Below are 24,700 nucleotides of genomic sequence, written 5' to 3' on the forward strand. Positions count from 1 at the left end.
AACATTAAACCAATGATTCCTATTCAACCATTAAGCAAAAAGAAGAAGGTTATTAATTTTATCCTTTGTATTCTCTTCATCATTTTTGCGCTTTTACAATTGAATGACCCCGATGGCATTTTATGGTTCGCCATTTACCTTATTGTAGCAATTATGTGCCTTTATAACAGTTTTAAACCTATCCCAAAACTCTTTTTAGTCATAACGCTAGTCGCTTTGTTGGCTTACGCTGTGTTTCATTTTTCATTGTTTATGGATTATTTAAACACAGAAAACAAAGAAGAAATTTTCGGCGAAATGGTTTACGACAAACCTTATTTGGAAGGCACCCGAGAATTTATTGGGCTTATAATAGCTGCTTTTGGCATTTTTTATCAATTAAGGATTAGAAAAAACAGCCATAAAACCTAGTTATAATTGTTGATAAAAGATTCAAAATCGTTCCATTTTTTCAAATGATAATTAAAACTTAATTTTAAAAACTTAACCTATTTCAAAATAAAAAATGAATAAAATTACAGTACTTTTTTTAATAGCAATAACATGTGTTTTTTGCAAAACCGTTTCATCTCAAGCTAACATAAACGGAATGGTAAAAGATACCTCTGGCAATCCTTTGCAAGGTGCAAATATTCAATTAAGCCCTTCAAACCAAGCGGCTACAACCAATACAGATGGCGTTTTTAAAATCCTTAATATCAGCTCTAACAATTATATAATTACCATATCCCATTTAGGATATAAAACCATAAAAGACACTATTAAAGTTGAACAAAATGATGTAACACTTTCATTTAATATGGAAGAAGATTTGTTAAACTTACAAACCATAGTGGTTACAGGTACTTTTGATCCCAGAATTCAATTGGAATCAAGCACCTCAATGAGCACGCTCAGTTCAAAAGACATGCAACAGGTGTATCCACAAGGTACCGCAAATTTGCTTCAAAATATTCCGGGAACATTCACCGATGCCTCTGCAGGTGAAGTATTCACGAAAGTTTATACACGAGGTATTTCAGCTTCCGCTGAAGACGATACGGGATGGTATTATGTATCGCTTCAAGAAGATGGGCTGCCCGTTAGCCTTGTGCAACACTCGTATTATAGTCCAGACCTTTTCCATCGTTTAGATTTAACCACCCAAAAAGTGGAAGCCATACGAGGTGGCAGTTCATCTATTACGGCGCTTAATGCTCCCGGAGGTATTTATAATTTTATTTCGCAAGGTATTCGAAATAAGTTTAGTGGCGATATCCAATTATCCAACGGTTTTCAAGGTGAAGGGAATAGTTTATATAAAATTGATGCGAGCTTTGGTGGTCCATTAGGCAATGATTGGTTTATCAATGCTGGCGGACATTACAGACATGATGATGGCGCAAGAAACACAGATTTTACGTTTAGCAAAGGCGGACAGTTTAAATTCAATGTCATTAAAAAGAATGCTCGTGGATATTTAAAATTTTATGGAAAGATTTTAAACGATAAAACTAATAGATACACAGGTGTTGCTGCCACAAATTGGGATAACCCTACGCCCGCTTTTGGTCAGGATTTTGGTTCAACATCGCTGTTAATGCCAAGTTTTAACGGCCGTATTCCAGACGGGCGACACCTTACACAAGGTGCATCAAATAGTTTTGATCCATCACAGGGCGTTCACGCCAAAGATTTGGCTTTTGGTTTTGATATCTTCCAAGATTTAGGCAATAATTGGTTGCTAAAAAATAATATTAAATTTTCTACCAAAGATGCGAATTGGCAAACTTCAATAAGTAACGCTTTTGTGTCTTTAAACAACCCACTAGCCTATTTTATTAGTGGTGCCAGTTTCCCCATTGGGCAAGTTGTTTTTCATGATGCGCAATCAGGCTCTGAACTCGCTAGAGTAAATAACAGCGGTATTTTAGCTGGACAACCTGCACAGTATTTAGATAGTGGCACTTTGCCCAATGATGCCATTATGGGAACCTCGGCTTGGTACAAAGACAATAAAGCCGACGAGTTTATGAATCAATTTACTTTGCAAAAAACATTAGAAAGTCATGATATTACGACAGGATTTGCTTTAGGTTTTTCAGACACCTCTTTATTTACACAAGGAAGTTTTGCCTTTGTAACCTACGAACCAAACCCGAGAATGCTACAGGTAACGCTTGAAAATCCTGGAGACCCAGTAATTGAATTATCAGATGCCAACGGCCTTAGTAATTACGGCGGGTTGTTTTTTGTGAACTCCAGAGCTAAAGTAAGTCAAGTAGCAACGTTTATTAATGACCGATGGAAGGTTTCCAACAACGTGCATTTAGATTTAGGTTTGCGTTATGAGACCATTAAACATAAAGGTAGCAAAGACCGTTTTGCACCATTCACACAAAATGGTGGTTTAGACGGAAATGACAATACAGCTTACGATAATGGTATTTTAGCGCCAACAGGCGAACAAGATAATTTCAATTACAACTACAGCTATCTGTCTTTTTCAGGCGGCATCAACTTTAAAATTGATGACGAAGCCGCTTTATTTGCCAGATTTTCACAAGGAAACAAAGCGCCTGAATTAAACTATTATTTTAATAATTTCTCTAACGTTCCCATCAACAAAAAAGGCGAAGTACAAAAAATATATCAAGCCGAAGTTGGTGTAAAATATAACCTTAAAGACTTTTCATTTACAAGCACTTTATTTTGGAGTCAGCTTAAAAATATTGGTGTTGCTAATTTTGAATTTGACTCAGACGATAACAGTATTTTTTACACGCCCATTCAATTTAACACATCGAGAACCATAGGTTTAGAGTGGGAAAGCGCGTATTCACCGCTTCAAAATTTCACCTTCCGTTTTAACGGGATTCTCCAAAATCCAAAAGCTACCGAATGGAAAGTTTATGACGCCGCAGGTTCCGTTGATACAAGTGACGACAGTATTTTAGATTTTTCAGGAAACATGCTTCCTTTTAATCCTAAACTTATGTTTAATCTGAGTAACGAATATCAAAAAGATAAAATTTCAGCCTTTATCAAATGGCAGTTTATGGGTAAACGAGATGGCAACGTTTCAAACGGATTTAAGCTTCCGGCCTATAGTATTTTTAACATAGGCGCGGGCTATCAAATAAGTAAAAACCTTTCAGCAGATATTTTAGTCACCAATCTTTTTAATTCAGAAGGCTTAGCTAATTTTTTTGGTGCCAATAGTTTTGGAGCCAATGCCAATGGCGCAACACCCGAATTTATTGCCGCAAATCCGGATGCCAGTTTTGTGGTTTTTCCCGTTTTGCGAAGAAGGGCTTTATTGAAATTAAATTATAGTTTTTAGCATAAACCTAAAAAAAAATAAACTAGTTTAACGATGTATTTATTAGGATTGGATATTGGTTCATCATCTATAAAAGCAAGCTTATTGCAAGCTTCTGATGGTGCCATAATTGCTCAAAATTTCGAACCAAAAAACGAAATGGATATTATGGCGCATCGCCATGGGTGGGCAGAACAAGATCCCGAACTTTGGTGGGATTATGTTAAACTAATCGTTCCAAAACTCATTGAAAGCGCAAAAATTGATAAGTCGCTTATTACGGCCATAGGTATTTCTTATCAAATGCACGGACTTGTTTTAGTTGATAAAAACAAACAGGTATTAAGGCCTTCAATTATTTGGTGCGATAGTCGCGCATCCGAAATTGGAAAGGAAGCCTTTAACGCTTTAGGCCAAAAATACTGCTTGGACAGCCTATTGAATTCTCCCGGAAATTTTACCGCATCAAAACTAAAATGGGTTAAAGACAATGAACCCGATGTGTATGAGTGTATTTACAAAATAATGCTACCCGGTGATTTTATTGCCATGAAACTCACCAATAAAATTACAATTACCGTAAGCGGTTTATCCGAAGGTGTTTTTTGGGATTTTAAAACCGATAACATTTCGGAAACGCTTTTAAACCATTATGATTTAAAAGACTCTTTAATCCCGGAAATCCACGATACGTTTAGCTCGCATGGCACGATTACAAGCGAAATTGCGAAACAATTAGGACTTCCCGAAGGCATCCCCGTGTCTTATAAATCTGGTGACCAACCTAATAATGCCCTATCGTTAAACGTATTAAAACCCGGAGAAATTGCAGCAACGGCGGGAACATCCGGTGTTATTTATGGCGTTGTTGATGATATAAAACCCGATTTACGTTCGCGTGTTAATGTATTTGCGCATGTTAACCATAAAGTCGGGCAACCACGATATGGCGTATTGGCCTGTATTAATGGCACAGGCATATTGAATGCATGGATTAGAAAAAACATAACCCAGGGTTTGAGTTATTCCGAAATGAATGCATTGGCTGAAACTGTTGAGGTGGGTTCAAATGGTTTGCAAGTGTTTCCTTTTGGGAACGGTGCCGAACGTATTTTGGAAGACGCAAATAATGGCTGCACTTGGAAACTTCTTAACTTTAACATCCATAACAAAGCGCACGTATTACGCGCGGCACAAGAAGGCATTGTTTTTTCTTTTCAGTATGGCATTAATATTATGAAATCCATGGGATTGAAGTTAGATGTTATAAAAGCAGGAAACAATAATATGTTTCAAAGTCGCATTTTTAAAGAAACCTTAGCGACCCTATCTGGTGCACAAATAGAAATATACGACACCGATGGCGCCATTGGAGCAGCAATTGGCAGTGGTCTTGGCGCTGGTGTTTATAAATCTTCAGACGAAGCCTTTAGCCGGTTTAAAAAACTAGAAACCATTCAACCCAATAAGCAAATGCAATCTAAATTAGAAGATGCGTATCAAAATTGGGAAAAAGAATTAAAAAAAACATACTAAGATGAGCACATACTTTCCAAAAATCAATAAAATTAAATACGAAGGAAAAAATTCAAAAGATCCTCTCGCTTTCAAATGGTATAACGAAGACCAACTCGTTAACGGCAAAACTATGAAAGACCATTTAAAATTTGCTGTGTCGTATTGGCACACCTTCTGTGGCGAAGGCGGCGACCCTTTTGGTCCCGGAACAAAAACGTTTCCTTGGGCCCATACGGATCCTTTAACCGCTGCAAGACACAAAATGGATGCGGCTTTCGAGTTTATTGATAAGCTTAGTATTCCTTATTATTGCTTCCATGATACCGATTTAGTGGGTGATGGCAGTGTTTTTGACATCGAAAAACGATTACATCAAATTTTACCTTACGCCCAAGCCAAACAAGCCGAATACGGTATTAAACTACTTTGGGGCACTGCCAATGTGTTTTCAAACCCGCGATACATGAATGGCGCGGCAACAAATCCAGATTTTAATGTATTAACTAATGCGGCAGTTCAGGTGAAAAATGCCATTGATGCCACCATAGCACTTGGAGGCACTGGTTATGTGTTTTGGGGAGGACGCGAAGGTTATATGTCGTTACACAATACCAACATGAAAAAGGAAATAGAGCACTTAGCCATGTTTTTAACCAAATCGAGAGATTATGCTAGGGCTCAAGGCTTCACGGGCACCTTTTTTATTGAACCCAAACCTATGGAGCCTACCAAACATCAATACGATTTTGATGCCGCAACCGTATTGGGTTTTCTAAATAAATACTGTTTGGAAAAGGATTTTAAATTAAATTTAGAAGTCAATCACGCCACCTTAGCGGGTCATTCTTTTGCCCATGAATTACAAGTAGCTGCCGATGCGAATATGTTGGGAAGCATTGATGCCAACAAAGGCGATTATCAAAATGGCTGGGATACCGACGAATTCCCAACCAATATATACGAGGTCACAGAGGCAATGATGATTATATTGCAATACAAGGGTTTTGAACATGGCGGTATTAATTTCGATGCTAAAACGAGACGGAATTCTACCGATATGGAAGATTTATTTATAGCCCATATTAGCGGTATGGACACCTTTGCGAGAGCACTTTTAACTGCAGAAAAAATATTGTCTGATTCCAATTATTTGGAAATGAAGCAAAAAAGATATGAGTCGTTTATTTCCGGTTCGGGTAAGGATTTTGAAGCAGGCAAACTAAGCTTAAAAGACTTATATCAATTAGCTTCAAAAAATGGAGAACCCGAATTGAAAAGCGGCAAACAAGAACTTTTGGAACAGCTTATAAACAGCTATATATAACAACCAATATTTAACTTAACTATCATTAAAATGAAACCTAAATTTATAAAATCCATTCTGATTTTCATCATAAGTATTTTGATTATTTCGTGTGGCACAAAAGAAGAAAAAATACTGGTATTTAGTAAAACTGCAGGTTTCAGACACGGTTCAATTGAAGCTGGAATAACAGCATTGAAAAAACTGGGAAAAGAAAACAACTTTAAAGTGGTTGCCACTGAAGATTCATTATATTTTGTTGAGGATTCCTTAAAACATTTTTCAGCAGTCGTTTTTTTAAACACCACGGGCAATATTCTAAACGACGAACAACAAGCCGATTTTGAGCGCTATATTCAAGCCGGTGGTGGGTTTGTTGGCGTGCATGCTGCTACCGATACGGAATACGAATGGCCTTGGTACAACAAACTTGTTGGCGCCTATTTTGATGGGCATCCAAAAATTCAAAAAGCGACACTCAATGTGATAGATAAAAATCATGAGTCGACCAAAAACCTTGAAACTCCTTGGGTAAAAGAAGATGAATGGTATAATTTTAAAGACATCAATCCAGATATTAATGTTTTAATTACCATTGATGAAACAAGCTACGAAGGTGGCACGAATGGTGAAAATCATCCAATTTCGTGGTATCATGATTTTGATGGCGGGCGTGCCTTTTATACCGAAATGGGACACACAGACGAAACCTTTAAAAACCCCATATTTTTAAAACATTTATTGGGTGGAATTAAATATGCCATAGGTAAAAACACACTCGATTATGCAAAAGCAAAATCGGATCGCATACCTCCAGAAAATCGATTTGTAAAACAGGTGTTAGACTTCAATTTGAATGAACCTATGGAGTTGGATGAGCTTCCAGGTGAAGGTATCTTATTTGTCGAACGACGAGGCGCGTTAAAATTATTTGATTTTAAAACAGAACAAACCGAAACCATTGCGCAACTCGATTTATTTTATGGCAACGAAGATGGTTTGTTGGGTTTGGCTGTAGACCCCAATTATAAATCAAACCATTGGATTTATTTGTTTTATTCAGCACCAGGTGAAGAACCTTTGCAACATGTTTCGCGTTTTAATCTAATTGACAAAAAACTGGATTTAGATTCTGAAAAAATACTTATCAAAATTCCCACGATTAGAGAGTGCTGCCATAGCGGTGGCTCTTTAGAGTTTGGCCCTAATGGAAATTTATTTATCACAACAGGCGATAACACCAACCCTTTTGAATCTTCTGGCTATGCTCCCATTGACGAGCGCGAAGGGAGAGTACTTTGGGATGCTCAAAAATCAGCCGCCAACACCAACGATTTTAGAGGAAAAATTTTAAGGATTAAGCCCGAAGACGATGGCACGTATTCCATTCCAGAGGGCAATCTGTTCCCCAAAGGCACACCAAATACAAAACCGGAAATTTATGTGATGGGCTGTAGAAACCCTTTCAGACCCTCAATCGACAGCAAAACAGGATTCTTATATTGGGGCGATGTTGGTCCAGACGCTGGTGTTGATAATGCCAACCGAGGCCCCAAAGGTATGGGAGAGTTCAACCAAGCCAGAACAGCCGGGTTTTGGGGATGGCCATACACCCGAGGGAACAATCAAGTTTATAACGACTATAATTTTACAACCCAAGAATCGGGAGCAAAATTCGACCCGAATCATTTGGTCAATAATTCGCCAAATAACACGGGTTTAAAAGAACTTCCCGTGGCTCAGGAATCACTCATTTGGTATTCTTATGATAAGTCAGAAGAATTCCCTTGGTTGGGCGTTGGTGGTGTAAACCCCATGTCGGGTCCTATTTATCACGCTTCAAATTACCCTAATGCCAACGCGAATGCTTTTCCCGAATATTTTGAAGGCAAACTTATAGTTTACGAATGGATGAGGGATTGGATTTATGTAGTGACGCTTGACGAAAACCACAACTATAAAAAAGCAGAACCGTTTATGCCTAACACCGAATTTTCGCATCCTATGGATATGATTTTTGGTTCAGACGGAAATTTATATGTTTTGGAATATGGTCAAAAATGGAACACCCAAAATCTGGATGCGCGTTTAAATAGAGTTTCCTATATACGCGGAAACAGAAAACCAATTGCCAAAATAACATCAGATAAAACGGTTGGAGCCGCACCATTAACGGTTAATTTTTCAGGGTTGAAGTCTGTAGATTATGATAATGATAAACTAACTTACGCATGGTCCTTTACCAATAACGAAGTGCAATCAACGGAAGCAACTCCCTCGTTCACCTTTAAGCAATCTGGAACGTATAACGTCCAATTAAAAGTAACCGATAAAGAAGGCGAAACATCAACGGCAAACACCAAACTTTTGATAGGAAACGACCCGCCCGAAATTAGCATTCAAATTGAGCCCAATAACAAGTCTTATTGGGATAATAAAAAAGTAAATTACACCGTAATTGTTAACGACAAGCAAGACGGAAGTACCGAAGACGGCTCTATTGATGCCAATAAAGTAAAAGTAACTTTAGATTATATTCCGGAAGGAAACGATTTAATAAAAGCCACTTTGGGGCATCAACAAAACACGGTGCCCGAAGGCAGAAAACTTATTGATGGCAGCGATTGTAAAGCTTGTCATGCAACCAAGGAAAAAGTAAATGGCCCCACTTACATCGAGATTGCCAATAAATACAACACCAAAGATGCTGGTTACTTAGTCAGTAAAATCATCGAAGGCGGAAGCGGTGTTTGGGGAGAAACCATGATGTCTGCGCACCCGCAATTAAAGCCCGATGAAGTTAACAAAATGGTTACCTATATTTTATCGCTAAAACCAGGCAAAGCCGAAACAAAAAAGCAATTGCCAATTAAAGGCAGCATTACATTTAACGAACACATGGGCAGTAAAAACGAAGGCATGTACGTTTTAATGGCTTCTTATTTGGATAGTGGCAACGACGGACAACCAGAATCCACACTTTCGGCCAGAGACCAAATTATTTTTAAAGCGCCAAAAATCCAAGCCGAAAGCGCCATTGAAAAAAGTAGTGGCTTAGGTAATTGGAGTGCCGCAGGTGAAAATCTTGTGGGTTCTATTGTTCATAATTCCTATTTAAAATTTGATACGGTGCCTTTAAAAGGGTTGGAAAGCATAAAGTTCGCTGCCTTTTTTGCGGGCAATTATGCTTACGAAGGTGCTATTGAAATTAGAGAAAACGCACCTAACGGAAATCTTATTGGTAAAACCCATTTAAAATATTTCAACAAAGACAAAGGCCAAATGAAATATTACAACATACCCGTAAAACCAACAACAGGTGAAGCTGAGCTATTTCTTGTATTTAAAAATGAAAAAGATAAAAAACAATACATTACAAATGCCAATTGGATTTTGTTGAATTATAAACGTTAAAAAAGAAATACTAAAACTAGCAACTAATAAATAAAAATCTCATGTTAAATAAAGGTGTTTTACTATTGTTATGCTGCTTAATTTTAGGATGCGTTAATCAAACTGACAAGAAAAACGGGATTACTATCAATGAAAATACAGAATGGACACGGTCTTGGATTGTTAACACTAATGACACCAAGCTTCCTAAAGTTTTAATTGTGGGAGATTCTCATGTAGAAAGATATTATGGTATTGTTGCAAGCAACCTCGAATCGTATGCGAGCTGCAGTAAATTTACAACATCTAAAAGCCTTGGAGACCCTATTTTTATTGAACAACTCGAATTGGTTTTAAAGCAATACACATTTGATGTTATATCCTTTAACAACGGTTTGCACGGAGAAGATTATCCTATTGAAGCCTATTCAAAATATGTGCCTATAGCTTATAATTTGCTAAATAAAAATGCAAAAAAATCTGTTATTTGGGTGAATTCAACCGCTATAAGGGACAAGAATAATTTGAATGAATTTGCTCCTAGAAATAAGCAAATTATTGAGCGCAACAAATACCTTACTAATTTCACAAAAGAGAACAATATTCCTCTTATAGATTTTTATTCAAATACAGCTCATAACTTAAATTATTACACAAATGATGGCGTACACTTTAACAATGAGGGTGTTAAGATTGAAGCTACTTTAATAACCCAAGAAATTGCTAAAAAATTGAACTTAAATCTTGAATAAACTATATCAATAACTATTTTAAAGAATTAATCCAAGCCGCAATTTTAAGCGCTTCGTCTTTTGGAACCTGAGGCATCGGCGCCATTGGTGTGGCATATTCCGGCCAGTTTTTAGGCTGCGGATTGTAAATAAGGTCTACCATTTCCTCATCGGTATAATTGCGTTTGGCTATTAGCTTAAAAGATGGCCCAACAATTCTTTTTTCTTTATGATGACAAGCTACACAGGTATTGTTGGTTAAAAGTGGTTGCACCTGTGCATCGGTTAAAACCGTTTTTGTTTTTTTAGCTACGGCTGTTTTAGAGGCCTTGGTTTTTTTTGCAACTTTCTTTTTAATACTTGAAGATCGTTTGGTTGAAAGTTGAGATAATGCTAGCTTGTCGCCTTCAGCAATATTATTTAAAGTATAATAAAACGTTGGGTGCAATGTTATCTGCCCCGATCCCTTTTCCTTAACACCATTTAAAGTGATTTCGTGTACATAAAACGGTCTTAAATTATCGGTTACAATACGCACCTTATAACCATCGTCACTTACTTTAACCCCTTTTAAATTAATGGTTTCCAGATTGGCTTGCGGACTTCCGTAAGCGGCATGATATTTATAAATATAACTTTTACCTTGATACGAGTCTAAATCTTCAGCAGAACTTTTATCGACTGGTTTTGTGAATTCAATCTCAAAACCATCGGGCATCGATTTTACGGTTTTCATTTCAAATGGTATACGTCCTGTCCAAGTAAGGAACTCCAAACCAGAATTAGTAGTTCCGGCCGACCCCCAACCTCTATTGGTTTCGCCTACAAAAAGGTTTCCGTTTTGGTCAAAATCCATACGCATCACACCCGATTGGAAGCCCGATCTAAAATCGAAAGCCACACCTTGATATTCGCCTTTTACTTTTTCAAGAACCACGCGCATGATTTTGCTTTGTCCCATATCGCCAACAAAAACCTGTCCGCTAAATGGCCCAAACTTCCCTCCTGTTTTATCTACTTTTATTTCGGAATTTGAAATACCCAAAATACCGTGTGGCAATACCACTGCAGGCAATTGCACTTCGGGAAAAGATGCTTTTGCTTCATAAACAAAATCGGGGTCTTCCTCATCTATAATATTTTCAGGCTTTACATAGCGTCCATTTTTTTTAACTTGGCGTTTATCAATTTTACCATAAAATGCTTCTTTGGTAAGCTTTATAGGCGAATCTTTATGTTCGCTCCATTTAAGACCCGCCGGATGTGCTGTAAACACGCCTTTAGGCAAGTGCCACAAACCTCCAGAACCAACCCAATCGCCTTGGTTATCGGTATAAAACAATTCATCATCAATAAGTCCGTAACCCGCTGGCGAACGCATTCCAGTGGCCCAAGGTTCCATTCGGCCATCTTCATAAATCTTCATGGTCCATCCGCGCCATGGCACACGACTTTCGCCTCGCCACCACTCTTCATTTCCAAAAGCCACATTAGCCGTTACAAAAAAAGCGTTATCTGGAGCTATAACGGGACCAAAAGAATATTCGTGATAATGTGTTGATAATGGCCATGCATAAACCGTTTCGTAAACATCGGCTATCCTATCGCCATCAGTATCTACAAGCTTAGTGAGTTCGCCGCGTTGTGCCGTGTATAGCGCGCCATCTTTATAGGCCAAACCCAAAGGTTCGTGCAATCCGGATGCAAACTTTATAAATTTGGACGGATAGCCATTTGCCATGGTTGGGTTTTCGATAATCCAAACATCGCCACGTCTGGTACAAACCGCAATGGTGCCATCGGGTAACGACAAAACACCGCCGCCTTCAACCTTAACCCCTTCTGGAGTGGGCACTTTTGTTATGCGGTAGTAATCTTCTTCTTTAGGTGCATTTTGAGCCAGTACAATTTGTGAAAAACCAATCACAATCAATACGATTATTACTTTAATTTTATTATGAATTACTTTGTTTATCATCTTTACCAAATTATTTCATATTTAATGTTACTACCATCAACAGGAATTATCAATTCTGTTTCGCCGTTAACTTTTCGAACTATAGGATTTTGACCTGTGCGTACTTTAACATAATACTGTTTATCCTTTATAAGATAAGCGCCGTCAGACATTTTTTCAACCTCGCCGGAAGCCAATTTGCAATACCAATTTGTTAATCCGGATTTTGAAAATTGAATGTCGTGAACCACATAATTATTGTTAGGGTCGGGTGTGATTCTATTTTCAATATCAACATCTTTGTAACGGTATTTAAAGACTGGCAACCAAGTGGTTTTATTGATTACATAACCTTTTGAAACAAATTCTGGTGCGGTTCCTGTTTCCGGAAAAGCAGTATTTAAATCAGAAAGTTGCGCAATAGGTTGGTTCAAGAACGTCCACTGCACCGCACCTTTTGGTTTAAACGATCCATCACCACGGCTGTGCCACATGGGCGTTGCATCGACAAACTCGCCACGCCAAACACCCACAAGGTTGCCTGCGCCTAAATCGTAAATATAATTGACACCTTCCGGTGTGCCAACGCCAATGGTGTGCGACAAGCGTTTGCCGTTACCATTAAAACTCACAAAGGCTCTTAACAAACGGGGTTTAGAATCCGGTTGCACAAAAATTGGAGATACCGTATTTATATTGGGCGGATAAGAATCATAGGTGTGAAAATCTTTTGAATTGGTGGATTTGCTTTTAATAGACAATCCCAATCGTGGTGCTCTCCACGCAGCAGATTTAATATTGATAAGAATGAATTTATGTGTTCCTTTTGATAAGGTCACTTCTTCATTTAGCCAGCCTTCACCGCTCGAAGAATTATCTTCTACTATTTTTTTATTATCAAAAATAAGCTTTACACCTCCGGTATAACCCACGCTAATTATATAATCATCTTTTTCGGCAACATCCAAAGTTCCGATGTACATGATACCATATTCATCTTCTTCACCAACACTAAGAATATCGATTTTATTGGATTTACCGGTTGCCACTTTAGCGTTTTCGTTCAATTCGTCCAATCCCTTAAACGCGCCTTTGTAGATAACATGCGAAAGTGATGTGAGCTCCACTGAAGATTCTTTCAATAATTGATATTTAAAATTCCTGATGGCAACGGGTCCGTGGTTTCCTTGTATTAATAGCGGGCCTTTGGCCACTTCGTTCTTTTCAATGGGGCCGCCGGTATATGTTGGAACTTCGACATTGCTATGGATTCGAACACCATTTAAATCGACTGAAATAAATTTAGCGTTTGCTGTTTTTTTACCCGTCTCATCAAAACGTGGTGCCTGAAAATGCACTTTATATGTTTGCCATAACCCCGGTGCTTTTGAAGCATTGCTAGTTGGCGGTATGCCTCTGAAAATTTTAGCTTCATCTGTTTCCCAATTGTTATGAAATCCACCCATATCAGACCCTAAGGGGTTTTTAACGCCCCAACTGTCTTTTAACTGCAATTCATAACGCCCTTGAAAATAGATCCCAGAATTGGATCCTTTGGGAAGCAATACCTCCAACTCCAAAAGTAAATCTCCGTGTTCCCAATTGGTAATTAAAGCATCATGCTTTTCTTTATCATTTATATTTAAAAGAATCCCTGTTCCTGGGGTAGACACAATGGCTTTTGGAGGCTCGATGGCATTTCTTTTTTTCTTTCTACGTTTCTTTTTCTTTTTTGAATCGTCTTCTTCTGTTGCTTCGTGATGCACATCAACATGCCTATTTACCGTTACGTCACCCACTATTTGCCAGTTTCCGGCTTGTGCTTTGAAGTCGTTTAAGTTATCGAGTTTTATTTCTTCTTGAGCAGATAGACAAAGCCCAAAAAGGACAAGGATTAATAAAAATTTGATTTTCATGTGTTTATGTTAATTGTTATTCAATGGTCACATGTAGCTTCCATATAATCATCTTCTTGGATATTGAATTCTCGTTATAGAAGTTTCATAAATATATCTTGTTAAAACATACAATATAGATATTTATATCAATAATGTTGTTCAGTATTATTCACTGAAAAAAATTAAACTAAAAAAACAAACCACTAATCGTTGCGCCAATGCTAGAAAACAAAAAAGTCTGAGGATATAAATCTCAGACTTTTTGGTACAATTGGTATGGTTTATTTTAAATTACTCTACAATAAATTTACCTTTCATAATGGCATAATGCCCCGGAAAACTACATAAAAAATCGTATTCGCCAACTGCCGGAGCATCAAATTCTATCACCGTTGTTTCACCAGCGCCAATTAGTTTGGTGTGTACAATAATATCTTTGGTATCTTCAGGAATATATTCGTTTTCAGCAAAAGTGGCTGCCTGGTTACCAAAAGCAGAAACACTTATGCCCTGTTTTAGTAAAACGAAATTATGTCCCATTATTTTCTTGTCTAACTTCCCTATATGCTTAAGCGTTAACTTGACCTTTTTACCTGCTTTTACCCTAATTTCAGTTTTATTAAACTGCATTTGGTCATTAGAGGTTAAGACCACCTGGTTAGGGTCGCTTTCTTCAACTTTTTTTGTCGTACTTTTTTTGTTTTCGTAAGTAAAACCTTCTTTCTTTTTTTCTTCTTTTCCTCCACAACCAAGCAATATGGCGCAGGAAAAAATAAATGCTAATGCATATTTAATCGTTCTCATTTTTAGTGTTTTAAGTTAATTTTATATTGTCAGCTATTGGCTGTCTGATTTTAAGACCAAATATAGCGATTATAACCAATACCTTTGTGCAGTATTATTCACTGAAATAAATTATACGTGGTAAGAATAGTCAATCTGTTTTGCAAGATGGAGCGTGTTTGAAGGTTTTACGCGGTTTTGTTTAGAGTTGTTTATTTTATAACTCGTTTATGGTGTTTAAAAAATCTTCTTTTCTTCTCTTTGCGATAGGGATTTCACTTTTGTCGTTCATAATAACATAAGCATTTGTTCCTTTAATATTTTTGCCAATAAATTTTGTGTTTATAAGATGAGATTGGTGCGTTCTATAAAATGCATATGTGCTTAGTAATTCATCAAAGTGTTTTAAAGTTTTTGAGGCAATGACACTTTTTCCATTTGCTAAAAAAAACGTTGTATAACTTCCGTCTGCTTTACAGCGTACAATGTCAGATATATTTAAAAAGAAAGTTTCTTTCTCGGTAGCAATAATTATTTTTTTTTCCACTTCTTTAGAGGTGTTGTAAAACAATGCGTCTAACTTTTTGTGTGAGTTTGTTGTGTTTTTTAGTCTTGCCAAAGTATCTTTTAGTTCGAAGCTATCAATGGGTTTCAATAAATAATCAAAAGCACTAAATTTTATTGCTTCTATAGCATATTTATCATAAGCGGTTGTGAATATAATTTGAAATTTTTTTTGTTTAAGGGACTTTAATAAATCGAAGGCGGTACTTTCATTTAAATGAATATCCAAAAAGACTAAATTTGGCTTTAACTTTTCTATACTATTTTTGGCATCTTCTACGTTATGATATACGCCGATGATATGTATATTATCTGAATATTTTAAAAGTAAGGTCTGTAAGCGCTCTGTACAATGCAGTTCGTCATCTATTAATATTGCTTTTATCATCCTAATTAAAATTTAAGCTCAAGAGGCAGAGAAATTTCAACGCGTAACCCCTGTTTTTTATCAATAAAATTGATGGTTCCTTTTACATTTTTAATCTCGTTAATAATGTCTAATCTTTGATTCGTAATTTTTATGCCCATAGAATTATTGTTTTTATTAGGATTTTTAATTGTACCATTTCTGCCAAGGCCATTATCTTCAACAGCACAAATTAAGTTTTGATTGGCACTGCTAATTTCTATTAAAATAGTGCCATCATTTTCTTTCTTTGATATTCCATGCCATATACTGTTTTCAATAAATGGCTGTAAAATTAATGGTGGAATCAAAGTGTTGTCAATATCCATGTTTTCATCAATTTTTATATGATAAGACAATTTATTTTTAAGACGTAATGATTCTATCTCTATATAAAGTTTTAAAAGCTCTAAATCTTCACGAAGCGGAATCCATTTTTTTTCAGAATTTTCTAAAATAGAACGTGTTAATCTAGAGAATTTAGCTAAATATTCGTCTGCTTTTACCGTATTATTGGTTTGTAAATAATTGCTAATAGAGTTTAAGGAATTAAAAATAAAATGAGGGTTCATTTGTGAGCGTAATGCCTTTAACTCAGTTTCTGCCATTTTTGCTTTAATTTCTGCCGTGTTTTTCAGCTGATCGGCATCGCGCTTTCGTTTGTATAATAAATAGCCAACTACAGCAAACAGCAATAAAAAGCCTCCAATACCAATGGCCGTATTTTTAATTAAAGATTGCCTTCTAATTTCTGCAGAGGCCAAAGCGTCTTGCTTATCAAGCTGATACTGCATATCCTTTTTTGTTAAATCAGCATTTTTTTCTTGAGAAGTAACACTATCTCTTAATTTTATATATTGTTTATAGGCGAATAAAGACCTTTCGTAATTCTTATCATTTTCGTAAGCTTGGTTTAAAACCTGCCACGAATCTGCTTGCCACTCAACAGCATCAATATTTTTAGAAACTATTAGCGCTTTTTCGGCATATTTTTTTGCTTGATTAAATTCATTTTGTAACACATATACCTTGCCTAAACTGTTTAACGCCGTTGCTTCAATATATTTATTATTAATATTTTGCGAAAGCCGTAGTGCTTCTGAGTAATATTTTAAAGAATTTTTATAGTCTTCTTTTCTTTTATACGCTAGTCCTTTATTGTTAATAATTGCAGCAACAAAAAAAGTATTGTTTAGTTCTTGGGCTAAAAACAATGCCTTATCAAAATAGGTTAGCGATTTATCTACTTGATGCGTTTCGCTATACACATTGCCAATATTATTAAATGCCCTTATTTGATTGATACTGTCTTTTTGTTGCGCAGAAATATTTAAGCATTTATTGTAATTATCCAAAGCCTTATCAAAATCTTTCATGTCGGCATAAATATTGGCGATATTGTTGTATAAATTAAGTGTAAGCTTTTGGTTGTTAACTTGTTCCGCCATACTCAAAGCTTCTAAAAAATTATCTAAAGCCTTCAGATTGTCGGCCATTGTGTAATAGATACTACCTTTTTGATTTAAGGCTAGAGCTGTTCCGTTTTTCCAATTCTTTTTCTTTGCAATAGTCAAGCCTTCATTAATATACTTTAAGGCTCTTTGCGGATTGCTATATGTGAAATAATTAGAGGCATTTATTAGTTGCCTGCTCCTTAAAGTGTCTGAAGGAATGTAGCTATTTAATAGTGTCGAAATTGAATCTTGTTTTTGTGCGAAAGTAAATTGAATTAAAAAAAGTAGAAGTAATATTATTTTTTTCTTTAAAATTTTCATTCAATTTCAACTAAGTTTACGGTTATAATGTAAATATAATCCTTTTTGTATGCGAATTTTGCTGCAAGTCAAAATATTTTTTTACCATTTGTAATCCATGATATAACACTGTGTTATACTTGATTTGCCCATACTTAATAAGATTAATCTAATCTGGTTTACATCGTACATGTTTTACGAATTCCAAAAATAATGTGGAATAAAACAAAAACAGTATCTTGATATAAAATGGAGAGTCGAATTGATTTGCTTCAAATATTCCCGAATATAAACCGAAATACCCCGAATACTAATTATAAAAATTACCTATAAAGTTTATGCCTAAATTTAATTAGCTATGAAATAAATATTCTGGTATGAAAACTATAAAACTGCTTCCGTATATTCTTCTTTTTTGCATTTCAATAAATGCACAAACCAGCACCTATAATTTTGATACGAGTGATGTTTTTATGATAAAATCCCCTTCTGAAAACTATAAAGACATTCTATTGCAAAGCCATAATGGTTTACCACGGTTTGGTGTTTTAAATAGATATGAAATATCTCGAGGTAAAATTGAGCCCAATTCAAGAGAGAAATCAAAGTTAATAAGTGAAAGCTATTCAAGTTACATAGGCCTAATTCAAATGGATTATATGAAAGCGATGTACAACGATTTTAATAGAACCGTTCGGGCTTTAACCAGGCCTAATGGCACTACCAAAAAAGAGGAAAACTCATATAAAGCGCAACAACATTTCTGGAAACTTGCTAGTCAAATCTGTACTGAAACCACTGGAGATATTCATGCGGGTACAAATGAGTTTGAACGCAGGAGAAATTATAAAGATTTTGTAGCTAATAATTTAGATGGTTTAAGAAATTGGAGCAACACAATACTAAAAAACAATAGCATTAATGGCTATTGGGTAAATATGATAAGACTAAAAGATTATGACTTTGATAAAAAAGGCTATTGGGTAAACATTATACTCTCTACCGTGCGTCAGCGTAATAGTAGGTTTTCAACTAAGTATAATTTTTTTAAAAATTATGTCCCAAAACATGGTTTCGAAACTAAATTGTATTCAGAAAAAAACAAACTCAATACAACACCTGCTATAAAAGTTTTATTTAAAATCTCGCCCGAAGAGGCAGAAAAAATACAACAACCAACTAAATTAAATAGAGGAACTGTAATGCTTAATACCTTGTATGCAGCTGCTAAAATAAAAGTTACAATTAAACCCTTTGTTGAAGATCAAAACAATAGAACTCCAGAAATCCCTGAGTTTGATCATCATTTTATAAGCCCGATTATTGTATTATACAAAGATGCAGCTTTAACAAAAAAGGTTGGTGAGATTTCTTTAGAAAACTAAACTATGATACACATAAAAAAATTGAAAGTATTATTTGTAATACAATTTGTAATGTTTTACGGCATAGCAAATGCCCAAACAGACACCACCGATGCTATCAAAAAAATAGGATATAACGATACAAAAACATTTAAGTCGACCTCTCAAAACCATATACCTCTTGTTTTGCAAACCCATAATGGCCTTTTAAGGTTTGGAAAACAAAACAGTTACTCCCTACTGCCAGACGGTAGCCATTTAAGTCATAAAATAGTTCAAGCACAAGGAATTGACATAAAAAATGCTAAACTTTCTGAAAGCAGACAAGCTTTTATACAACTTCTACGCATGAAATATATGGCAGAAGTTTACAAAGATTTGGATAAAGAATCATTCACTGTGCAAGCTAGTAGTATGTATAAAAACGAAAAAAACTCGTTGCAAGCTCAAAACCAATTGCTAAAGCTTGCAAATGCCGTAAGTAGTGTTAGGCTTATAAATAAATATTTCTGTAATCCAAAAATAAACGACTGCAATTATACACCTGAAAATTTTTATAGAGGAACTCGCCATTTATTACCCTGGGGAGGCCAAGGAGCCAACGAGTTTAGAAAATTAAATAGTTATACAAGTTACGTTTCGCAACATCTCGAACCATTAAAAAATTGGAGTACTAGTTTATTTACAAACAATACCATAGATGCTTATATGGTTTTAACATCTAGACTTGGTACTTACGATTTTAAAAATAAGGGGTTTTGGCTAAGTTTCCATAGCAGCCAGAGTAGTTGGTTTTCCCTTCGGTTTTACAATTTGGCTCCTAATACAGCTAATGAGCGAAAACTAACAAGTTCAAATGTTTCATCTATTTTATATAAAATGCCTGCAAATAATGCTGAACAATTTTCTGAAAAGACGAGGGTTATCTATATGGTTTTTAAAATAAAGGTATTGTTAAAGGGCATAGACCCATATAGAGAGGCTATTAAATCATCTTTTTCATTAGAAAACTCTACCATAGAATTGTACGATACCGAAGATTTAAAAACTAAAATAGGCGAAATTTCGATAGATGAAAACTTATCGGTTAAATAAATTATACCATGAAGCTTTATAACAAAATCATTTTAAAAACCATTACTTTCTATGTATTATGCGCGATAACCTTACAATTAAACGCGCAATCCAAAAACGTTAATGATGGTTATATAACATTTATGGCTCCTTCTTCTAACTTTATCGATGTAGAAATTGAAGCCCATAATGGTTTGCCAAGATTCGGAGACCTTCTTTTTAAAAAGATAAACAAAGAATTAAGTACTCAAAAGGCATTTGAAGAGTTAGTGAAAATGAAGTATATGTCTGTTGCCTATAGTGATATGGATAAAAACAAACTCACTAAAAAAGATTATTCTCAAGCTGCTGATAAAAAAGTTGATAATTCGGTTTTTGCACAAAGTCATTTATTAAGATTGGCAGGTTTGGTGTGTTCTGAAATGGTGTTGGAGAAATATTTTTGTGATGATTCAAGTACCCAACCCTGTTCTTATGCCATAGGCAAATATGGTGAGCGCCCGAAACCATCTTACTGGGGTGGTGTGCGTAATTTTAATGTAAATGAGTTTAAACAACACCGAAGCTATACGAGCTTTACAAAAGATATTTTAGAAGAATTACAAACTTGGAGCCAAACATTTTTCCCTAAGGATGAGCTTATAGCATATTACGTAAGTAAGGCAGGCATAAGTGCTAAATTTGGTCAAAACCCTTATGATTTTAATAAAAAAGGCTATTTTATCTTTAATCCCTTGAACGGAAAGCAATTTCTTCATTCTTCTTGGTTTGAAGCCACTGATGAAAATGAGAAAAAACTAAAGCACAGCAGTAGTGGTATCTTTTTACCAATGGCCGTTGAAAAAGCAAAAGCGCTTAAGTTTCAAAAAGGGAGTCCAATTTTTTTAGTTTATAAGGTAAAAATAAAAGCTTCCGAAGATACCAAGCACAATAAGTTAAAACTGTCTTTTTCCCTAGAAAGTAGAATCATAGAGGTTTATAAAGACAAAACGCTAACTCAAAAAATAGGAGAAATCTCAGTGGATAATTTAAACACTAAATAGTATTAATTATGACACGCAAAAAAAAATCATTTATTTACTCATTCGTAATTACCGTAATATTTTCATTATCAACAAATAATACCGTAGCGCAAGAAACAAGCGAAGTAGCTATCGACATGACCGATGTGCTTACAATCAATTCGCCCTCAAACAAGTTTAAATCAATACATCTGCAAGCCCATAAAGGATTACCAAGGTTTGGTGCACACAATCAATATCGCTTTATAAATAAGTATAATAGTTTGGGTTTAGACAGACCCAAAAATACGCTGATAAAAGAAGGTTTTACCAATTATGCCAACATGGTTAAAATGAAATATATGGCACGCTATTATAATGATATAGACAACACGTATATAACTGCGCTAACACATGAAAACCGAGATAACAAAAAAGACATACATTCATTTACAGCCCAAAATCACTTATTAAGAGCCATGCATACTTTAGTTTCTGAGGAAATAAAGCGTACCTATTTCTGTGACATAGAAAAAAATCCAAAATGTAGATTTACTGGTAAGTGGGGAGGCACAAGAGATGAATTTGTAGCACAGGAAAAATACGCTGCTTTTGTTGCAGCCAACTTAGAAGAATTAAGAAACTGGAGCGTTGATTTTTTTAAGAATAATGATGAAATTGGGTATTTTGTTACGCGGCATAAATTTGGACAGTACGATTTTGATAAAGGCGGGTTTTGGGTACAATTGCCCCCACATAGTAAAGAGTATTTTGGTTTTGGCATATTAGACGAAGCCTTTTTCTTCGAATTTTTTCCAGAAGAATCTTTTGAGAATGCTTATTTAAACAGTATTAAAAATACTTATCCAAAAATATTGTTACCCATATCTGCAGATAAGGCAGAAGATTTTCTAAATAATAGAGGTATAGACTTTAATAGTCGAAGGTCAACAGAATTCATCTATTCTGCTATAAAGGTTCGTATTGTTTATAAAGAATTAAATACAGCTAATATTACTATTCCAAGTCCTATGTTTACGTACCAATTTGAAGATCGAATAATTGAATTTTACCAAGATATTGAATTAACCAAAAAAATTGGAGAAATATCTTTAAACAACCCGGTCTATAGCAAATTGTGATATAAAACAAACTATACTACCCCGATTATACATGCCTCGAAATAAGAATTTATCAAACACACAATACTATAAAAATAAAAAACCCGATAATCATTTAATTATCAGGCTTTTATTAAGTAAAATGTCGGGGTGGCAGGATTCGAACCTGCGACCTCCGCGTCCCAAACGCGGCGCGATAACCGGGCTACGCTACACCCCGAAAATGTATAATCGCAGTGTAGTTTATCTCGCGTTAAGCAAGAGACTACACCCCGATTTGGTTATCTAATTATTGCGGAGAGACGGGGATTCGAACCCCGGGTACCCTTTTGGGGTACGACGATTTAGCAAACCGCTCCTTTCGGCCACTCAGGCACCTCTCCTTTTTAATGAACTTTGCAATAAAATTGCGGATGCAAATGTAACATATCATCTGTAAGAACGCAACTATTTTATTTACTTTTTTGTAAAATTTATTCTGGGTATTCAATACGCAAATGGTAAATATTTGCAAGCTTGTGCTTTAACACTTTTTTTATAGACTGTATTTCTTTAAACGTGATGTTTGCATTTAAGAATTGACCCTCTTCTATTTGTTTGTTTATAATGTTTTCAACAAAAGCATCAATCTTAGAGGATGTTGGTTCTTTTAAGCTTTTCGAAGCCGCTTCAACGCTATCGCACATCATTAAAATAGCGGTTTCCTTGCTAAATGGTTTTGGTCCGGGATAACTAAAATCCGCCTCATCAACATCTTTATTCTGCTCTTTTTCTTTCTTATAAAAATAATACACCATGCTTGTACCATGATGCGTTCGTATAAAATCTATAACCCGATCGGGCAGATTGTTTTTTCTGGCAATTTCAATACCATCTATAACGTGGTCGGTTATAATTTTTGCGCTTTCTGTTGCCAATAATTCATCGTGTGGATTGATTCCCGTGGACTGGTTTTCGGTAAAATAGGTTGGGCTTTTCATTTTCCCAATATCGTGGTACAGCGCCCCTACTCTAATTAACATGGCATTGGCACCAATTTCGTTAGCCGATGCTTCAGCTAAATTAGCTACGTTTAACGAATGGTGAAATGTTCCCGGAGCTATATTTGAAAGTTCCTTTAATAATTTTGAATTGGTATCGGACAATTCTAAAAGCGATACATCTGAAACTAAACCGAATATTTTTTCATAAATATAAATTAAAGGTTGAACAAATAAAGTGGCAAGCCCGCACAGAATAAACCAAATAAAAGTTTGCCATTCAATGGTTTCAACCGTGCCTTCGTGTATTACAAAAAAAGCAAAGTACGCCACGATATAAATCAGGGTAATTTGCCCTACGGAAATAAATAAATTGGCTCTTTTGTATAATTCCGAAACCGTTAAAATAGTTACAATCCCCGCTATAATCTGAAGGAACATATACTCGTAACTATTAGGTACAATAAAGCCCAACAATAGCACGGTTATAACATGTGCAAACATTCCCAATCGGGCATCGAAGAAAGCCTTTAAAACCAACGGTAAAATACAAATGGGCACCACGTAAATGTACTTTGAATTATAGTTTACAACCAATGTTGTAATAAAAACCATTAATAATATATTGAAGAAAATAAAAGTGACTTTGGTGTTGTTTTCAAATACATCTGGCCTGTATTTTCTAAGGAACAATAACAACATTAATAAAGCCAATGCCACCAACAAAATGTACGCAAACAATATCCAGTTGTAATTGGATTTGGTCCAAACTTGCGATTCGTATTCCGATTGTAACGATTTTAAGATTTGGTATTTGTCACCTTCAATAACTTCACCTTTCGAAATTATCAAGGTACCTTTTTCAACACTTCCCCGGGCATAGGCTATTTTGTCAAACTCTTCTTGTAAAACCTTATCGGTAGTCGATTTATCGAAAACCAAATTCGGTTCAACCAAATCGAAAAACAGCGATACAAAATTGTTTTTATATTTTAATAAGTTCTGACTCGACAGTGTTTTTTCAATAACCTGCACCACTTCATCTTGCTTGATTAAGTTTGAAAACAATACTTTTTCTTTTTCAACCCGGTCGTCAAGTAAGGCTACAACTTGATTGTCTGAAAAACTATAATCTTCATTTAAAATACCAAACCGATATAATTCGTCTATGATTTTATGTCCTGTTTTTAATAAATTATCTAAGTCGGTTTTACTAATGGAATCGGTAAACGTGTTTTTAAATTGGGCTTCAAACGTATTGATTACTTTAGTTTCAATAGAGTTATCAATATTAAAATATACAATGGAGTTGGTTCTAATGGTTTGTTTCTCCTCCTTTATTTCATCTTCGGTTTTTTTAATGGCGAAATTAAACGGGGCGTATAAATTTTCGGATTGCCAAGGTTTTCCTTTTTCAAAATTATATTTGAATTTTCCGCTTTTCGGGAATAAATACACAATTAAAAACGTTGTGCATATAAACAATAATCCTTTATAGATTAAGGAATGGTTTCGGTAAAGTTTATTAATAAAGTCTTTCATTTAATACTTT

At 35.4% G+C, this 24,700-nt stretch carries 16 protein-coding genes and 2 tRNA genes; 10 read left to right on the top strand and 8 right to left on the bottom strand.

Features of this window, described 5'->3' with window-relative positions:
* Positions 1 to 12: 12 nt before the first annotated feature.
* The 6 genes from ACN5J7_RS14660 to ACN5J7_RS14685 all read left to right on the top strand — a co-directional run bounded on the left by ACN5J7_RS14660 (position 13) and on the right by ACN5J7_RS14685 (position 10,267).
* The gene (locus tag ACN5J7_RS14660; RefSeq protein ID WP_418604481.1) at positions 13 to 411 is read left to right on the top strand and encodes a transmembrane 220 family protein; all 399 of its coding nucleotides are present in this window, start codon (positions 13 to 15) and stop codon (positions 409 to 411) included.
* Positions 412 to 505: 94 nt separating this feature from the next.
* A complete protein-coding gene (locus ACN5J7_RS14665; protein ID WP_418604482.1) occupies positions 506 to 3,322 on the top strand; it encodes a TonB-dependent receptor in 2,817 nt (938 codons plus the stop codon).
* 33 nt (positions 3,323 to 3,355) lie between these two features.
* The gene (locus tag ACN5J7_RS14670) at positions 3,356 to 4,837 is read left to right on the top strand and encodes a xylulokinase (protein WP_418604483.1); all 1,482 of its coding nucleotides are present in this window, start codon (positions 3,356 to 3,358) and stop codon (positions 4,835 to 4,837) included.
* Between the two features lies 1 nt (position 4,838).
* A complete protein-coding gene (gene xylA / locus ACN5J7_RS14675; RefSeq protein ID WP_418604484.1) occupies positions 4,839 to 6,143 on the top strand; it encodes a xylose isomerase in 1,305 nt (434 codons plus the stop codon).
* 30 nt (positions 6,144 to 6,173) lie between these two features.
* On the top strand, positions 6,174 to 9,536 hold the full coding sequence (locus ACN5J7_RS14680; protein ID WP_418604485.1) for a ThuA domain-containing protein: 3,363 nt from the start codon (positions 6,174 to 6,176) through the stop codon (positions 9,534 to 9,536).
* A gap of 41 nt (positions 9,537 to 9,577) precedes the next feature.
* Entirely contained in the window at positions 9,578 to 10,267 is a 690-nt protein-coding gene (locus tag ACN5J7_RS14685) for an SGNH/GDSL hydrolase family protein (protein WP_418604486.1), read from the top strand.
* A 13-nt stretch (positions 10,268 to 10,280) separates the two neighbouring features.
* Here ACN5J7_RS14685 and ACN5J7_RS14690 read toward each other — a convergent pair whose 3' ends face one another.
* The 5 genes from ACN5J7_RS14690 to ACN5J7_RS14710 all read right to left on the bottom strand — a co-directional run bounded on the left by ACN5J7_RS14690 (position 10,281) and on the right by ACN5J7_RS14710 (position 17,629).
* Positions 10,281 to 12,224, bottom strand: a complete 1,944-nt coding sequence (locus ACN5J7_RS14690) for an auracyanin family protein (protein WP_418604487.1) — start codon at positions 12,222 to 12,224, stop codon at positions 10,281 to 10,283.
* A 2-nt stretch (positions 12,225 to 12,226) separates the two neighbouring features.
* Entirely contained in the window at positions 12,227 to 14,119 is a 1,893-nt protein-coding gene (locus tag ACN5J7_RS14695) for a family 16 glycoside hydrolase (RefSeq protein ID WP_418604488.1), read from the bottom strand.
* A gap of 273 nt (positions 14,120 to 14,392) precedes the next feature.
* The gene (gene azu / locus ACN5J7_RS14700) at positions 14,393 to 14,905 is read right to left on the bottom strand and encodes an azurin (RefSeq protein ID WP_418604489.1); all 513 of its coding nucleotides are present in this window, start codon (positions 14,903 to 14,905) and stop codon (positions 14,393 to 14,395) included.
* 196 nt (positions 14,906 to 15,101) lie between these two features.
* Positions 15,102 to 15,836, bottom strand: a complete 735-nt coding sequence (locus ACN5J7_RS14705) for a LytR/AlgR family response regulator transcription factor (RefSeq protein WP_418604490.1) — start codon at positions 15,834 to 15,836, stop codon at positions 15,102 to 15,104.
* 5 nt (positions 15,837 to 15,841) lie between these two features.
* The gene (locus tag ACN5J7_RS14710; protein ID WP_418604491.1) at positions 15,842 to 17,629 is read right to left on the bottom strand and encodes a tetratricopeptide repeat protein; all 1,788 of its coding nucleotides are present in this window, start codon (positions 17,627 to 17,629) and stop codon (positions 15,842 to 15,844) included.
* 356 nt (positions 17,630 to 17,985) lie between these two features.
* On the opposite strand from ACN5J7_RS14710, the gene ACN5J7_RS14715 reads away from it, so the two are divergent.
* From ACN5J7_RS14715 to ACN5J7_RS14730, 4 genes are read left to right on the top strand one after another with little or no spacing between them, the layout of a single operon-like run.
* Positions 17,986 to 18,993, top strand: a complete 1,008-nt coding sequence (locus ACN5J7_RS14715; protein WP_418604492.1) for a hypothetical protein — start codon at positions 17,986 to 17,988, stop codon at positions 18,991 to 18,993.
* A gap of 3 nt (positions 18,994 to 18,996) precedes the next feature.
* The gene (locus tag ACN5J7_RS14720; RefSeq protein WP_311938720.1) at positions 18,997 to 20,067 is read left to right on the top strand and encodes a hypothetical protein; all 1,071 of its coding nucleotides are present in this window, start codon (positions 18,997 to 18,999) and stop codon (positions 20,065 to 20,067) included.
* Between the two features lie 8 nt (positions 20,068 to 20,075).
* Positions 20,076 to 21,089: a hypothetical protein gene (locus ACN5J7_RS14725; RefSeq protein ID WP_418604493.1), complete on the top strand. Its 1,014-nt coding sequence runs from the start codon at positions 20,076 to 20,078 to the stop codon at positions 21,087 to 21,089.
* An 8-nt stretch (positions 21,090 to 21,097) separates the two neighbouring features.
* Positions 21,098 to 22,189 (top strand): hypothetical protein, encoded by a 1,092-nt coding sequence (locus ACN5J7_RS14730; RefSeq protein WP_418604494.1) that lies wholly within the window; start codon positions 21,098 to 21,100, stop codon positions 22,187 to 22,189.
* A 124-nt stretch (positions 22,190 to 22,313) separates the two neighbouring features.
* On the opposite strand, the gene ACN5J7_RS14735 is transcribed toward ACN5J7_RS14730, so the two are convergent.
* From ACN5J7_RS14735 to ACN5J7_RS14745, 3 genes are all read right to left on the bottom strand, one after another.
* Positions 22,314 to 22,388, bottom strand: a tRNA-Pro gene (locus tag ACN5J7_RS14735).
* Positions 22,389 to 22,463: 75 nt separating this feature from the next.
* Positions 22,464 to 22,551, bottom strand: a tRNA-Ser gene (locus tag ACN5J7_RS14740).
* 90 nt (positions 22,552 to 22,641) lie between these two features.
* Entirely contained in the window at positions 22,642 to 24,690 is a 2,049-nt protein-coding gene (locus tag ACN5J7_RS14745) for an HD family phosphohydrolase (protein ID WP_418604495.1), read from the bottom strand.
* Positions 24,691 to 24,700 lie beyond the last annotated feature (10 nt).

Source organism: Hwangdonia sp. (genome assembly GCF_048381975.1).
GTDB lineage: Bacteria > Bacteroidota > Bacteroidia > Flavobacteriales > Flavobacteriaceae > Hwangdonia > Hwangdonia seohaensis.

Excerpts from the sequence above, each read along its gene's own strand:
- ACN5J7_RS14660 (WP_418604481.1), top strand. The coding sequence starts at position 13 with ATGATTCCTATTCAACCATTAAGCAAAAAGAAGAAGGTTATTAATTTT.
- ACN5J7_RS14665 (WP_418604482.1), top strand. The coding sequence starts at position 506 with ATGAATAAAATTACAGTACTTTTTTTAATAGCAATAACATGTGTTTTT.
- ACN5J7_RS14670 (WP_418604483.1), top strand. The coding sequence starts at position 3,356 with ATGTATTTATTAGGATTGGATATTGGTTCATCATCTATAAAAGCAAGC.
- xylA (WP_418604484.1), top strand. The coding sequence starts at position 4,839 with ATGAGCACATACTTTCCAAAAATCAATAAAATTAAATACGAAGGAAAA.
- ACN5J7_RS14680 (WP_418604485.1), top strand. The coding sequence starts at position 6,174 with ATGAAACCTAAATTTATAAAATCCATTCTGATTTTCATCATAAGTATT.
- ACN5J7_RS14685 (WP_418604486.1), top strand. The coding sequence starts at position 9,578 with ATGTTAAATAAAGGTGTTTTACTATTGTTATGCTGCTTAATTTTAGGA.
- ACN5J7_RS14690 (WP_418604487.1), bottom strand. The coding sequence starts at position 12,224 with ATGATAAACAAAGTAATTCATAATAAAATTAAAGTAATAATCGTATTG.
- ACN5J7_RS14695 (WP_418604488.1), bottom strand. The coding sequence starts at position 14,119 with ATGAAAATCAAATTTTTATTAATCCTTGTCCTTTTTGGGCTTTGTCTA.
- azu (WP_418604489.1), bottom strand. The coding sequence starts at position 14,905 with ATGAGAACGATTAAATATGCATTAGCATTTATTTTTTCCTGCGCCATA.
- ACN5J7_RS14705 (WP_418604490.1), bottom strand. The coding sequence starts at position 15,836 with ATGATAAAAGCAATATTAATAGATGACGAACTGCATTGTACAGAGCGC.
- ACN5J7_RS14710 (WP_418604491.1), bottom strand. The coding sequence starts at position 17,629 with ATGAAAATTTTAAAGAAAAAAATAATATTACTTCTACTTTTTTTAATT.
- ACN5J7_RS14715 (WP_418604492.1), top strand. The coding sequence starts at position 17,986 with ATGAAAACTATAAAACTGCTTCCGTATATTCTTCTTTTTTGCATTTCA.
- ACN5J7_RS14720 (WP_311938720.1), top strand. The coding sequence starts at position 18,997 with ATGATACACATAAAAAAATTGAAAGTATTATTTGTAATACAATTTGTA.
- ACN5J7_RS14725 (WP_418604493.1), top strand. The coding sequence starts at position 20,076 with ATGAAGCTTTATAACAAAATCATTTTAAAAACCATTACTTTCTATGTA.
- ACN5J7_RS14730 (WP_418604494.1), top strand. The coding sequence starts at position 21,098 with ATGACACGCAAAAAAAAATCATTTATTTACTCATTCGTAATTACCGTA.
- ACN5J7_RS14745 (WP_418604495.1), bottom strand. The coding sequence starts at position 24,690 with ATGAAAGACTTTATTAATAAACTTTACCGAAACCATTCCTTAATCTAT.